Genomic DNA, 14,247 nt, shown 5'->3' with positions numbered 1-14,247 from the left:
CGGTCACTGGCCTGGGCTTTTTATGAGTGTCACCACGTTGATGTCATAGTGGTAGTAAGGTGACATCTGCTAAGTTATTGAGCTGATACCTTTCGTGGAGAAAGCTCACTGGAACATTTACTCAATAGCCTATCCCCTCTCATGGCAGGGCTACTCATAGGCACATCTTTTCTGACTTCCCTGCTTACCGCCTGCCTGGGTGCGGGAGGCGGTATCTTGTTGCTGGGCATCATGGCCCAGATCGTGCCGCCCCAGGCTATTATTCCGCTGCATGGCATGGTGCAGTTGGGTTCCAACGCCAACCGGGCGGCGATGCTTTGGCGGGATATTGACCGTCAGATGGTTGTTGCTTTCTTGCCGGGTGCGGCGGTGGGTGCGTTGCTTGGTAGCCTGGTGTTGATTTCCCTGCCGTCTGATTTTCTCTATTTGAGCATTGCCAGCTTTATTGTGTATTTATGCTGGGGCCCGGCACTACCCAAAATCGTCATGGGCTGCAGAGGCACACTCCTGATGGGCGGCGTCACAACGTTTTTGACGCTGTTTGTCGGGGCAACCGGGCCGCTGATCGGCGCCTATCTCAAGCAGCTCTATCAACAACGCTTCACCATCGTCGCAACGATGGCCGCGTTCATGAGCGTGCAGCACGTCATTAAAATCCTCGTCTTTCAGCAGGCGGGCTTTAGCCTTGTGCCCTGGCTGTCGCTTGCGGGCGCCATGATTGCAAGCGGTGCCATCGGCACCTGGGTTGGGCTGCGCATTTTGAAGCATATGCCGGAACGCCGCTTCGCCCATATCTTCAATTGGGTCCTGACACTGCTGGCCGCTCGCTTGGTTTGGCAGGCGCTGAGCGGTTAAGCCTCAGTTTCTCTCGCATCAAAACTGCAGACCCCGTGCGCACAGGCGTCAAGTCGCAATATAAATCACAATAATTTTTATTCGCTCAAAATGCTGGCACAATATGTCCGTTTCTCCGTTCCTGCGGTGTACCCCATGCACGATTTCGACGAACTCAAAGCCTTTGCTGAGGTAATGGCCTCCGGCAGCCTGACGCGCAGCGCGCGCAAGTTGGGGCTGGCTAAATCCACCCTGAGCCGACGCATCAGCCATCTGGAAGCGCGCCTGGAGCAACCGTTGCTGCGTCGCCAGGCCAATCGGCTGCTGCCTACCGAGGCGGGGCTTGTCTTCCATCGCTACTGCCAGGACATGCTGAAACTGGCGGAAAGCAGCCATGAAGCGCTGGCCGAACTGCGTGAAGATATCAGCGGGACGGTGACTCTGGAGGTTCACAGCGCGCTGGCAAGAGGCTGGATGGGGCAGGTCCTGGATACCTTCATGGCACGCTATCCCCAAGTCGAGCTCACCTTGCGTACCCGGGATGAGCCGCCCAGTTCGCTTAACAGTCACAGTGTCCATGTGTGCCTTGGGCCAGTGCCGGAAAACGGCCTCCACCAGGAGCCACTAGGCAGTCTGACGCGTGGTCTTTATGCCAGCCCATCGTACCTCAGCCAGCAACCGTTGCTTGAACACCCGCGCGATCTTGCCGACCACCCCTGGATCGACCTGCTGAGCACGACTCAGGATGGCTTGCTGCTGCACCATGAAAGCCAGGCCAACTACCACTTCTATCCGCCCCGCTCACGCTTGCGGGTGGACATGACAGCCCTTCACCTGGATGCCATCGCCCACGGCAAGGGTATTGGCCTGCTGCCTCACTGGCTGGCCGACAAACGCGAGGCCCATCATCCCGGCGAACTGGTTCCCTGCTTACCCAATTGGCAGCCAGCGCCGCTTCCTATCACGCTGCTCTACGCCTACGGCTACCAGCCTCGGCGCGTGAAGGCGCTGCTGGCATTTTTACGCCAGACCATGCCTCGCCAATGGCAGCACAATGAGGTCGCGGCTTAGAACGTCAACAGACCCTAGATTTTACCTTCTCGACTTGCCAGTTAGTCCGCTACCTATTCACAATAGTCGGCCATTCATTGCCAAGGACGCGCCATGCTGGCGGAACTATTTGCGGTAATGGCCCCCGTGCTGGCGGGCGCTGGCCTGGGGTTTACCTGGGTACGACTGGGCCACCCCTATCCGGTCGATTTTGTGACCCGACTGGTTTTCAATATCGGGACCCCCTCGCTGGTGCTTGCATCGCTCGCCGGGGCGGAAATAGATGCCAGTACCTTTGGCCGCACCATGCTCTCAACCGCGCTGGTCATCATCTGCATGGCCGGGGCAACGTTTTTTGTCGCCAAATTATTGCGCCGCGACTGGCGTGTATTGTTGTCCCCCATGATGTACCCCAATACCGGCAACATGGGGCTACCGGTAGTGCTTTACGCCTTTGGCAGTGCCGGTTTTGTGTACGGTATTACCGTGATGGTGACGGTTTCACTGTTTCAATTTACGGTGGGCACCATGCTGGCCAGTCGGGGAAACCCGCTCAAGTCTCTGGCCAAGACGCCTACGGTCTACGCCATCGCCATTGCCATGGCGTTGTTGCTGACCGACACCGAACTTCCGCTTTGGCTGGCCAACAGTGTGGATTTGATGTCGGGCTTTACCGTGCCGCTGATGCTGATCACCCTGGGCGTGTCACTGGCCAGCATTCAGGTCAAAAGCCTGCGCTCAGGCCTCGGCTTTAGTCTGGTGCGTATCCCCCTCGCGGCGACGGCAGCCTGGCTGATTGCCGGACTAATGGGGCTTCCGCCTTTGGCCCAGGGAATTTTGGTGCTGCAAATGAGCATGCCGGTTGCGGTATTCAACTATCTGTTTGCCCAACGCGCCCAGCGTGAACCCGCCTATGTGGCAAGCCTGGTGTTTTGCTCCACCCTGCTGTCATTGATTTATCTCCCGGTGTTACTTGCCTGGCTGATGCCGTGAGCCGAGGACGCCAAAAGGGAACCTATCGACCCCAAAAGCGTCTCTGCTAAACGCGCCCAATATCTGCCACCTTTTGGGAGAGCCCCAATGCGCCGCTTATCTGTTTCTGTATTACGTCAACGCTGGTTGGCCGCTGTTCTCTTTGGATTATTCGGCAGCGCTCCAGTCAGCGCCGCAGAAATGTTCGAGGAACCTATCGAGAGCGATCAACTCACCTTTTCAGTCGAAAAGGTTGCTGGTGGTCTCCAAAATCCCTGGTCGGTCGCCATACTCCCGGACGGTCGTTTTCTGGTCAGCGAGCGGCCTGGGCAGTTGAACGTGATTGACGCCGAGGGCGGCGAACCGCGTGCCCTCGACGGGTTGCCCGACGTCAGCCAACGCGGCCAGGGCGGACTCCTGGATATTGCCCTGCACCCGCAATTTGGCGACGGTGATCATGACTGGGTCTATTTCACCTGGAGCGAACCCGCGGACGGGGGCAGTCGCAGCGCGCTGTCCCGTGTGAAGTGGCAGGGGGATAAGTTGGGTGATGTCGAACATCTGTTTGCCCAGGATCGCGCTTCCTCACCGGGACGCCATTACGGCTCACGCCTTGCCTGGCTGCCGGACGGCACCCTACTGATGAGCATTGGCGATCGCGGCCAAGAGCCGTCCCGAGCCCAGGCTGATGACGATCACGCAGGCTCTACACTGCGCCTGACCGACACCGGCAACGCACCCGACGACAACCCCTTTGTGGGCGATCCATCCACGCTTGATGAAATCTACACCCAGGGCAACCGCAACATTCAGGGCCTGGTGGTCCGGCAAGATGGCGAACCCTGGGCTACGGAACATGGCCCAAGAACCGGCGATGAGCTGAATCGCCTGATGGCGGGTGAAAACTACGGCTGGCCCGAGGTCAGCCGAGGCAACGACTATGCGACCAACGAACCGATTGGCGAAGCCTCCAAACCCGGTATGGTTGACCCGGTGTACGTATTCGAAGGCCGGTTTGCGCCGTCCGGTCTGGCAGAAGTCACCAGTAGCGCTTTTGGCGATTGGCAAGGCCAGTTGCTAGCAGGCGGCCTGAGCAGTGAACAGTTGGTCAGGCTGCAGATCGAAGATAATCAGGTGGCTCGCCACGAAGTTATCCTTGATGGAGAGATCGGCCGCATCCGCGACGTGCGTCAGGGGCCTGACGAGGCTATTTATCTGCTGACTGATGCCCCCGACGGTGGTCTTTATCGTCTACGTCCCGTCGACTAACGGCTATTCGCTTATTGACGATTCATAACCCCGGTTAACGCATGCGTTTACGAAATTTGATTATTTTGACCGTCATTGTCCCGCTATTCGTTGTATTAGTGGTGTTTAGCCTGGTGGCGATCAAGTCCATGGAAGATAACGTTCGCTCGAAGCTGCAGAATGAAGTCGACATGATCACCCATGCGCTAAGTACGACGCTGGGCTATGCCGTTGCCCGGGAAAGTGACGCCTCGCTCGAGGAAGCGCTGGAGGCCGCTTTCTCTTTTCATCGCATCTACGGGGCCTATGTGTTCGATACCAACGGGCGAGAAGTTTACGGCCTGGGGCTCGGCCGTGAGCTTTTCAGCCGCGAGGATATCCAGCAGGTGATCGAGGACGACGAACTTTACGGTGACTACCGACAGTTTGAAGGCTGGACCTACTACTCGGCCCTCAAGCCCCTGCGCACACCGGATGGTGAAATAAGTGGCGTGCTGCAGGTCAACCGTTTGAATACCGGCATCGAAAACTACACCGGGTTTCTCAGCATCGTGGCCGGGCTGGTGTTCGTGTTTGGCGCCGCGGGCATTGTATTGAGCATCTGGTGGGGGTTTCGTCAGTATATCGAACGGCCCTTGAATCGTTTGCTGATGGTCATGCAGCGCGTCGAGGAAGGGGATCGTAGTCAGCGTGCCAACATTGAAGGGCCTGCGGAATATCGACGGCTGGCATCAGGGCTTAACGGCATGCTGGATGCCATGGCCGAAAAAGACCACGATATCGAAGATCGCCAACAGCGCGAAATCGAGCTTGAAAAGCGGCTGCGTAAATCCAAGAAGCTTGCCGAGCTGGGCGTCCTCGCGGCGGGGGTCGCCCACGAAATAGGCGCACCGCTGACCGTGATCAACGGCCAGGCGCAGCGTCTGGCCCGGCGTGATGTCATCGGCGACGACGAACGTGCCCGGTTGAGCCGTATTCGCGGCGAGGTGGAACGAATCGTCGAGATTGTCCGTCAACTGATGGAGCTGGGCCGCCAGCATAACGTTGAAAAAGACCAGCAACCCCTCGACGAGTTGATGCATAACGCCAGCGCCCTGGTGGAAGACGAACTGGAACCCCGTGGGGTATATCTGGAAACCCACCTGCCCCGACCAACGCCAACATTACTGGCCAACGGGCAGCAAATTATCCAGGTACTGACCAACCTGTTGCGCAATGCGGCCCAGGCTGAGGGCGTTCGTCACATCCGTGTCCGCGCCGATCAGCAGGAACACGAGCTTCATTTATGGGTTGAGGATGACGGCCCTGGTATCCCCACCTCGCACCATCAACAGGTTTTTGACCCTTTCTTTACCACCAAACCCGTTGGCCAGGGCAGCGGGTTAGGGCTTTCCATGGTACATCGAATCATCAACGATCATGGCGGCACAATCGGCGTTTTCAACAGCCCCCTGGGCGGCGCCGGTTTTGAAATCACGCTGCCTCTTTACGACACCACACCTGCATGAGGGCCATGTCTGTGAAGCACCCGGAACATTTTTTACCTTTGTTGGTAGTGGAAGATGACAGCGCCATACGCGAGCTGCTGGAAGAAGAGTTACAGGACGCTGGTTACGCTACCCACGGTGTTTCCAGCGCGGAGGATGCCATTGCCCTGTTAAGCCACACGGCAGTATCCCTGATCATTACCGATGTACGCCTGCCGGGTATCAGCGGCATTCAACTGCTCCAGCAGCTACGTCATGAAGTCAGTGAGCTGGGCATTATTGTGATTACGGCCTTTGGTACCATTGATCAGGCCGTTGAAGCGCTCAAGCTTGGGGCCGACGACTTCCTGACCAAACCGCTGGATCTCGACGCCGTGCGGGAATCGGTATTTCGCGTGCTGGAACGCCAGCGCCTGGCGGTGTCCCACGTGGCTGGCACTAGCCACTTTCACGGCATCGTGGGTCAAAGCGACGCCATGCAGGCGCTGTTCAAGGACGCCTCGCGCCTGGCAAAAAGTGATGCCCCCATTCTGCTGCTGGGTGAAAGCGGCACCGGCAAGGAACTTCTGGCCCAGGCGATTCATCAGGAAAGCTGGCGTCACGATGCGCCTTTTGTGGCGGTCAATTGCGCCAGCATTCCCGCAGAGCTGATGGAAAGCGAGTTTTTTGGCCACGTTAAAGGGGCCTTTACCGGCGCCAATGAGGCACGACAGGGCCTCTTTCACAGCGCCCAGGGCGGGAGTCTCTTCCTGGATGAAATCGGCGAAATGCCGATCAACCTTCAGGCAAAACTGCTCCGCGCGCTGCAGGAAAAAACCGTCCGCCCCGTTGGCGGCGAGCGCGAAGAACCGGTTGATGTACGGATCATCGCCGCCACACATCGGCATTTGGAAAAGGAAATCGAGCAGGCCAACTTTCGAAGCGATTTATTCTACCGGTTGGAAACCTTCTCGTTACGCATTCCCCCCTTGCGTGAGCGTGGCCCCGACATTGAGCACCTGGTATTCACCCTGATCGACAAGCATGCCGACGCTCAGCACAAACAGATTGAGCAAATCGAGCCCGATGCGCTGCACTGCCTGCTCCACTACCCCTACCCCGGTAACGTACGCGAACTTGAAAATGCCATTATGCGCGCCGTTACGCTCAGTGAAGATGGCACGCTACGCCATCAGCACCTGCCTGAACGACTGCGCGAACAACTCTCTCAGGATGCCGCCCAGACCACCGCGACGGTTACCGGTGAAGTGCTACCCACACCCAGGATGCCTGCGGCCACAGCGGCGCCCTGGCCCAGCCTGGAAGAAGTCGAGAAGCGTTACATCCGCAAGGTATTGGAAGCGACAGGCGGCAACAAACGGCGCACCGCAGAAGTGTTGGGCATCGCCCGCCGCACGCTTTACCGTCGCCTGGAAGATAGCGAAGAGTCCTGATTAAAACGGATAGCTAAAAAAAGCCCCCGCGGGCGCGGGGGCTGAAGGGATGATAAACCGTGGAAACAACCGCAGGGAACAAACAGTTGGACGGTTTACCATCGTAGGGACTTGGTAACTAAACTGACTTACTGGCTGCTATCTTCTTCCTCGCTATCCGCGTTTTCTGACTGATCGCCACCGCTGCTATCAACGCTATCTGAGTCATTTGCTGACAGATCGCTTGCATCCTCGCCGTCACCGGGCATGGGATCCGTACCATCACCAAAGCCAGGCTCTTCAGTGGCGTCACCTGCCAATGGCTCGCCCTCTTGTGCGACCTCAGTGCCAGTGGATTCGCCTTCCATTCCCGACTCACCTTGCATGCCTGCTTCGCTTTCCATCGCCGGATCATTTTCCTGCTCAGAAACGAACTGATCATCCTGGGTGGAAGCTCCGTCGGCTGCTTCGCTATTCTGCTGGTCCTGGGTTGTTGCCTCTGGCACGGCTGTGCCATCTGCTTCTTCTTCCTGACCGCAGCCTGCCAGTAGAGCACCGCTCAAAAGCAAGGCTGCCAGGACACTTGATTGACCATTAAAACGATATAACTTCACGCGCTTACTCCATTCCAGCTTGGACGTTACTGCCCTGTGACGTCAGCATTGAGCAACAAGTTCACAGACAGCAATTTTCAATCTACATCTGTGTGGGTTGCTTACTGTACATGCGTTTATATTGCGTTTAATCAGGTAATTATCGTTCACTAAAGACTTGAGTAAAGTCAATATAGAGTACATTTACATAGACCTCATACAAACTCTACGCCAACCTTTACCGATATATAATAAAAACCATATTAATCAGAATCTTAAAAAAACATGACCGATATTTTTTGGGCCTGTGTCGCGCTGGCCAGTGGGTGAAAAATGACACATGAGACACTATGCAGCCACCCCTGGCGAGGCGTTGTGACACACCCAAAACACTTATGTATAATAATTGGTAATCTTTTTAGCACTTCATCTCATCTTTCTACTTATGGGTGACGGTATTCGCTGGCCTTATGGGTCATTTTTTGTGGCCAAACAGGCGCCAGCACCTAACCCAGTTAACAAAAGGCATCGCCGATGGACGAGACACGAAATGTCAAAATTCAGGTAAGAGGCGTAAGCAAGGTCTTTGGGAAAAATCCCAAAAGCGCTCTCAAACTTCGCGACCAGGGATTAAAACGCCCTGAAATTCTTGAAAAAACGGGCCAAACACTGGGGCTTTCCGACATCTCTTTTGATGTTTATGAAGGCGAGCTACTGGTCATCATGGGGCTATCGGGGTCGGGTAAATCCACCCTAATCCGCTGCCTCAACCGACTCATCGACACCAGCGAAGGGGATATACTCATCGACGATGAGCATATCCCTTCGCTGAGCGAGAAGGCCCTGCTCGAGTGCCGTCGTCGGCACTTTTCTATGGTGTTTCAGAATTTTGCCCTCTTCCCCCATAAAACGGTGCTGCAGAACGCCCAGTTTGGCTTGGAAATCCGCGGCATCGCGCCCGCCGAACGTGATAAAAAGGCGCGCGAGTCACTCACCCAGGTAGGCCTGGATGGTTGGGAGGATGCGTATCCCAACCAGCTATCCGGCGGTATGCAGCAGCGGGTTGGTCTTGCCCGGGCACTGGCAAACGATGCCAGCGTCCTGCTGATGGACGAAGCCTTCTCGGCGCTTGATCCCTTGATTCGCAAGGATATGCAGCAGGAACTCCTTCAGCTGCAGTCCAGAATGCAGAAAACCACCGTCTTCATTACTCACGACCTGGACGAAGCACTGAATATTGGCGACCGCATCGTGCTGTTGAAGGACGGTGAAGTTGTGCAAATCGGCACCCCAGAAGACATCCTGACCAAGCCCGCCGACGACTACGTGCGCCGCTTTATCGAAGGCGTTGACCGCTCGCGCATCCTGACGGCCGAGAGTGCCATGCGTCCGGTGCGTTCAACCTCTCGTGAGAGCGACGGTCCGCGCACGGCGCTTCGCCGCATGCGTGATCACAGCCTCGACTCCATTTACGTCACAGATCGAGACCGCAAGCTGCTCGGGCTTCTCGAGGCCGACGCCGCCAGCCGCGCCATCGAAGCCGGTGCGGATACGATCAACGATTACATTACCCAAGATTTTCGCAAAGTCACCACTGACGAACCGCTTCATAACCTGTTCGCCATGTTCAGCGATAAGAGCTTCCCAATCGCCGTGATAGACGAACAGCAACGGCTGCTCGGCGTCGTGGTGAAAGGGGCAGTACTCGATGAACTCGCTCGGGCAGGAGAATAATCATGGATATTCCAAGCATTCCGTTAGGTTACTGGATTGAAAGCAGTCTGACCTGGCTGACCAGTGAATACTCACTGGTCACACGTGCCATTTCTAGGGTTACACAAACCGGGATCGGCGGTCTCAATGATGGCCTGATGTGGCTCCCGCCATGGGCATTATTGGCCATTATCGCGCTGTTGTGCTGGAAAGCCGCATCACCGCGCCTTGCCATCGGCGCAGCCGCCGGGATGGCCTTGATATGGAACCTGGGACTCTGGGATCCCATGATCGAAACCTTGACCCTGGTGGTCATCGCCACGCTGGTGGCCGTGGTCATGGCGATTCCGGTCGGCATCGCCGCTGCGCTATCTCAGCGCCTGTACCGCGTTATCATGCCGATACTCGACTTCATGCAGACCATGCCGGCGTTTGTGTACTTGATTCCGGCCATCCCGTTTTTCGGGATCGGTTCGGTCTCGGCCATTTTTGCGACCGTCATTTTCTCGATGCCGCCAGCGATTCGCTTCACCACCCTCGGCATTCGCCAGGTACCCGTCGAGCTGATTGAAGCCGCCGATGCCTACGGAGCGACCCGCGGTCAGAAGCTTTTCAAGGTGCAGCTGCCGTTATCGCTTCCGACGGTCATGGCGGGCATTAACCAAACGATTATGCTGGCGCTCTCCATGGTGGTCATCGCCGCCATGATCGGCGCAGATGGTCTGGGCAGCGAAGTATGGCGTGCCATCCAACGTCTACGCCCGGGTGACGGCTTTGAAGCCGGTATTGCGGTTGTTATTCTCGCCATGGTGCTTGATCGCTTGACCCAATCGTTCAGTAAGTCGCGCCGTTAAAAGTCCCTACTGGCCTTTTACGGCACCGGCGTTCAAGCTGGTGGGACTTGCACAGCATGGGATACATGCCCATGCTGTATGCGATACGAAGTAAACACGACTTTGTTTGAGGTGGCTAATACCACCTCTCCATCCAAGGGAGCAAGTGAATGAAAACTCGTATGTTGAATCGCCGTATCCGTCTCGCCTCGTTGGCACTCGTCTCAGGCGCTGGCCTTGCCGCTGGTGGCATGGTCCAGGCCCAGGACAAAGGCACCGTCAACCTGGCTTATGTAGAGTGGTCATCTGAAGTCGCGTCAACCAACGTGGTTCGCGCTGTACTTGAGCAAGAAGGCTACGATGTCGATATGACATCGCTCTCGGCGGCGGCCATGTTCCAGGCACTGTCTACCGGGGATGCCGACGCGATTGTGGCAGCCTGGCTGCCTTCGACCCATGAGAACTATATGGAACGCGTTGGCGACAACGTCGACGACCTCGGACCCAACCTGGATGGCACCAAGCTAGGCCTGGTGGTTCCCGAGTACACCGATGTCGACTCCATCGCCGACCTGAACGACAACGCCGACGACTTTAACGGCGAGATTATCGGTATTGATCCTGGTGCGGGCTTGATGTCCCTCACCGAAGAGGTTGTGGATACCTATGATCTTGATCTTCAATTGCGCAGCGGCAGCGGTGCCACCATGACCGCCGCACTCGCAAGCGCTATTGAAAACGAGGAAGACATCGTCGTTACGGGCTGGACACCGCACTGGATGTTCGCCCGCTTTGACGTGAAATACCTGGAAGACCCGGAAAACGTCTACGGCGGCGCCGAGCAGATTCACACTGTCGTGCGCGATGGCCTGGAAGAAGACATGCCGGAAGCCTATGCCATTCTTGATGCCTTCGAGTGGACGCCTGAACAGATGGGCGAGGTCATGCTCATGAACCAGGAAGAAGACAGCGACCCCTACGAAAATGCAAAACAGTGGGTTGAAGATAACCAGGACGTAGTAGAGGAATGGATTAGCAACTAATTCCTTGCCTGGACGATAGAAGAGATGAACTGGTGCGTACCTTGCGCACCAGTTCAGTTGTTTACATCTCGTCTAAACCATAGCGATGACCGGCATATATTTGGCTAATGTTGATCATTACAAAAGTATAGTGAGGAGCTTGCCGTGTTTAAGAACATTATGGTGCCAGTAGATCTTGCCCATCTGGAAACGCTGGAGCCCGCTTTAAGCGTTGTCGCGGACATGGCCAAACAGTATGACGCGACGATTACCTACGTCGGCGTTACGGCCAACACCCCTACCAGCATCGCTCGCACACCCCAGGAGTACGAACAAAAGCTGGACGCCTTCGCTCAGGAGCGTCATAAGGTTCATGGGCAGCCCGTCAGCATCAAGGTCTATAGCTCGACCGACCCGGTTGCCAATGTTGACGACTTGTTGGTGAAAGCGATCGATGAAACGGGCGCAGATCTGGTCATGATGGCGACCCATTTGCCACGCCATCTGGATATTGTCATGCCCTCTCATGGCGGCAAGGTAGCCACACACACCGACGCCTCCGTCTTCCTGCTTCGCCCGAGCAAATAAAGCGACGTATTGTTGTAAATAAATAAGGGAGCACCTTTGTGGATAACAAATCGCAAGACCAATCGCCAGATGAGAACGCTCCTTCGGAAGGGATTCCTGCTCCGGAGGGGCCAGCCAACCTGATCGATACCGATTACGTTATCGGTCAGGACAACATCACGACCAAAACGATGGGGGTTAACCTTGACCTACACGGCAAGGTTTTCACCATATCTTCCATCGTCGTACTTCTTTTCGTCATACTCACGTTGGCCCTTCAAGACACCATCGCGCCAATCTATGACTCAGTCTTCAGCTTCCTGACAGGCAATCTCGCCTGGTTCTTTATCCTGGCGGCCAACATATTCGTCATCCTGTGTATCGGTCTGATCATTTCCCCATTAGGCAAAATCCGGATTGGCGGTGCCAATGCCAAACCTGATTTTACCTATATGGGCTGGTTCTCGATGCTGTTTGCTGCTGGCATGGGCATTGGTCTGATGTTCTACGGCGTCAATGAGCCATTGACCCACTTTGGCACGTCTTTTGACGGTGGCAGTTGGGCACCGTTGGGTGGTGCCGAAGGCGACGAAGCAGGCGCAGTGGCCTTGGGCATGGCAGCGACGATTTTCCACTGGGGCCTCCACCCGTGGGCGATCTACGCCGTGGTAGCATTGTCACTTGCGCTGTTTGCTTTCAATAAAGGGCTTCCACTCTCCATGCGCTCGGTTTTTTACCCTCTTCTGGGCGAACGCGTATGGGGCTGGCCGGGTCACCTTATCGATATTCTGGCTGTGTTTGCCACACTGTTTGGCCTGACCACCTCGCTCGGCCTAGGCGCCACGCAGGCCGCCGCCGGTTTGACCTACCTGTTTGGTGCCCCAGAGTCCGATATCACCATGATTTTGCTGATTATCGGTATTACGATCATTGCGATCGGCTCGATACTGGCCGGTGTAGATAAAGGTGTACAGCTGCTATCCAAGATCAACATCGCCATGGCCGCCGCCTTGCTGTTCTTCGTCATTGCGGTCGGACCGACGCTGCTGATTGCCACAGGCTTCTTTGAAAACCTGCTTGACTACGTGGTGCACCTGCCTGCGCTGTCTAACCCGTTTGGCCGCGAAGATGCCAACTTCAGCCAAGGCTGGACGGCCTTCTACTGGGCATGGTGGATTTCCTGGTCGCCGTACGTCGGCATGTTCATCGCCCGCGTATCGCGTGGCCGTACCGTGCGCGAGTTCATGGTATCAGTTCTCCTCGTTCCCTCCATCGTGTCCGTCTTGTGGATGACCACCTTTGGCGGTACGGCGATCGACCAATACCTCAGCCAGGGCATCGACGCCGTTCGCGATGCAGGTATCGACCTGCAGCTGTTCATCATGCTGGAGCAGTTGCCGCTATCGCAGATCACGTCGTTCGTGGCCATTGTGCTGGTCATCGTGTTCTTCGTGACCTCGTCGGATTCAGGCTCGCTGGTAATTGACTCCATTACCGCTGGCGGCAAGGTCGATGCACCGAAACCTCAGCGTGTGTTCTGGGCAATCATCGAAGGGGCGCTCGCGATCGCTCTGCTGCTCGGTGGCGGCCTCACCGCGCTGCAAACCATGGCGGTCTCGACCGGCTTCCCGTTCACCATTATCCTGCTGGTGGCCTGCTATGCCATTATCAAGGGCTTGATGAGCGAGCCAAAAGCCGTCTAAAAGCCCCCCGCATCAAGCTTGAACGGGCAGCCCAATGGGCTGCCCGTTTTTTTTATGCTCGAAAAAATCTGGGTGACGCTTTTAGCATCAAGTCCAAAGCGCACTTAAGGGTGTGCTGGGTTCATAGTGGGTTGCAATCTGTGCCTGCAACAGCTCCGCCGTCGCCATGGCATCGATCAGCGCATGATGCCCTTGGTAACTCGGCAACCCATAGCGACGGCGGCTGGCATCAAGGCGAATAGACACTGGCGGACGCCCCAACCAGCGACGAAAACGCGCCCATAGCTTCTGGCGGTGAAGCCGCGCTTCAAGCGACATCGTATCAATCATCGGAAACATGACGCCCTCACCGCGCCGCGCCTTGATCGCCGCATCCAAAAACGGACGTTCAATATGGCGAAAGTGCACCACTACAATACGCCCTGCCAAGGCTTCCAGAAGGGGATTGATAACCGCATCCAGATCCGGGGCATTGGCAATCTCGGAGTGGGTGATGTGGTGGAAGGTAATTGAGGCTTCATTAAGCGGGCGCGGCGGTTTCACCACCCAGTAGCGCCGCTCGGCAAGTTTGATGCGTCCTAACGTAAACGGCACCAGCCCGATGCTAACAATGGCATGGCGACGCTCATCCAGCCCCGTCGTTTCCATGTCCAGCGCGACCATCGGCACCTCGGCAATGGGTGTATCGAGACTCGGAGGTGGCGTCTCGAAAAAACGCTGAATGGCCGGATCCTGGGCCAGCGGTGCACGTTTTTGCGTATACAGCGCCCAGTCTGCCTGGGTGATTTTCCGGCGCGGTCGAATAAACGTCAT

Annotated in this window: 13 protein-coding genes; 11 read left to right on the top strand and 2 right to left on the bottom strand. The window is 56.4% G+C overall.

Translation table 11 applies throughout. The features are described from left to right. The first annotated feature begins 141 nt into the window (after positions 1 to 141). The 6 genes from NH395_RS04780 to NH395_RS04755 all read left to right on the top strand — a co-directional run bounded on the left by NH395_RS04780 (position 142) and on the right by NH395_RS04755 (position 7,024). Positions 142 to 855: a sulfite exporter TauE/SafE family protein gene (locus NH395_RS04780; RefSeq protein ID WP_253022779.1), complete on the top strand. Its 714-nt coding sequence runs from the start codon at positions 142 to 144 to the stop codon at positions 853 to 855. Positions 856 to 990: 135 nt separating this feature from the next. After that, positions 991 to 1,905 (top strand): LysR family transcriptional regulator, encoded by a 915-nt coding sequence (locus tag NH395_RS04775; RefSeq protein WP_253022777.1) that lies wholly within the window; start codon positions 991 to 993, stop codon positions 1,903 to 1,905. 93 nt (positions 1,906 to 1,998) lie between these two features. Then, complete coding sequence (locus NH395_RS04770; RefSeq protein ID WP_253022775.1) at positions 1,999 to 2,877, top strand: AEC family transporter; 879 nt, start codon at positions 1,999 to 2,001, stop codon at positions 2,875 to 2,877. An 87-nt stretch (positions 2,878 to 2,964) separates the two neighbouring features. Beyond that, positions 2,965 to 4,125: a PQQ-dependent sugar dehydrogenase gene (locus NH395_RS04765; RefSeq protein ID WP_253022773.1), complete on the top strand. Its 1,161-nt coding sequence runs from the start codon at positions 2,965 to 2,967 to the stop codon at positions 4,123 to 4,125. Between the two features lie 41 nt (positions 4,126 to 4,166). Further along, complete coding sequence (locus NH395_RS04760; protein ID WP_253022771.1) at positions 4,167 to 5,612, top strand: ATP-binding protein; 1,446 nt, start codon at positions 4,167 to 4,169, stop codon at positions 5,610 to 5,612. Between the two features lie 5 nt (positions 5,613 to 5,617). Then, positions 5,618 to 7,024, top strand: coding sequence for a sigma-54 dependent transcriptional regulator (locus NH395_RS04755; RefSeq protein WP_253022769.1), 1,407 nt, complete (start codon positions 5,618 to 5,620; stop codon positions 7,022 to 7,024). 128 nt (positions 7,025 to 7,152) lie between these two features. Here the strand turns inward: NH395_RS04755 and NH395_RS04750 are convergent, their stop codons facing one another. Further along, the gene (locus tag NH395_RS04750) at positions 7,153 to 7,617 is read right to left on the bottom strand and encodes a hypothetical protein (RefSeq protein ID WP_253022767.1); all 465 of its coding nucleotides are present in this window, start codon (positions 7,615 to 7,617) and stop codon (positions 7,153 to 7,155) included. A gap of 513 nt (positions 7,618 to 8,130) precedes the next feature. Here NH395_RS04750 and NH395_RS04745 point away from each other — a divergent pair. The 5 genes from NH395_RS04745 (at position 8,131) to NH395_RS04725 (ending at position 13,434) form a co-directional block, all read left to right on the top strand. Then, positions 8,131 to 9,330 carry a glycine betaine/L-proline ABC transporter ATP-binding protein gene (locus NH395_RS04745; protein WP_253022766.1) on the top strand — a complete coding sequence of 400 codons (1,200 nt, stop codon included), beginning with the start codon at positions 8,131 to 8,133 and terminating at the stop codon, positions 9,328 to 9,330. Positions 9,331 to 9,332: 2 nt separating this feature from the next. Continuing rightward, entirely contained in the window at positions 9,333 to 10,163 is an 831-nt protein-coding gene (locus tag NH395_RS04740) for a proline/glycine betaine ABC transporter permease (protein WP_066319567.1), read from the top strand. A 149-nt stretch (positions 10,164 to 10,312) separates the two neighbouring features. Next, entirely contained in the window at positions 10,313 to 11,185 is an 873-nt protein-coding gene (locus NH395_RS04735) for a glycine betaine ABC transporter substrate-binding protein (RefSeq protein WP_253022764.1), read from the top strand. Between the two features lie 144 nt (positions 11,186 to 11,329). Then, the gene (locus NH395_RS04730) at positions 11,330 to 11,752 is read left to right on the top strand and encodes a universal stress protein (RefSeq protein WP_253022762.1); all 423 of its coding nucleotides are present in this window, start codon (positions 11,330 to 11,332) and stop codon (positions 11,750 to 11,752) included. 38 nt (positions 11,753 to 11,790) lie between these two features. After that, a complete protein-coding gene (locus tag NH395_RS04725) occupies positions 11,791 to 13,434 on the top strand; it encodes a BCCT family transporter (protein ID WP_253022760.1) in 1,644 nt (547 codons plus the stop codon). A gap of 87 nt (positions 13,435 to 13,521) precedes the next feature. Here NH395_RS04725 and NH395_RS04720 read toward each other — a convergent pair whose 3' ends face one another. After that, positions 13,522 to 14,247: a 3'-5' exonuclease gene (locus NH395_RS04720; RefSeq protein ID WP_253022758.1), complete on the bottom strand. Its 726-nt coding sequence runs from the start codon at positions 14,245 to 14,247 to the stop codon at positions 13,522 to 13,524.

This window comes from Halomonas sp. Mc5H-6, from assembly GCF_024124705.1.
GTDB classification, from domain to species: Bacteria; Pseudomonadota; Gammaproteobacteria; order Pseudomonadales; family Halomonadaceae; genus Vreelandella; species Vreelandella subterranea.
The sequence above is the reverse complement of the archived record's forward strand: the minus strand, read 5'-3'. Positions and strand labels throughout refer to the sequence as shown.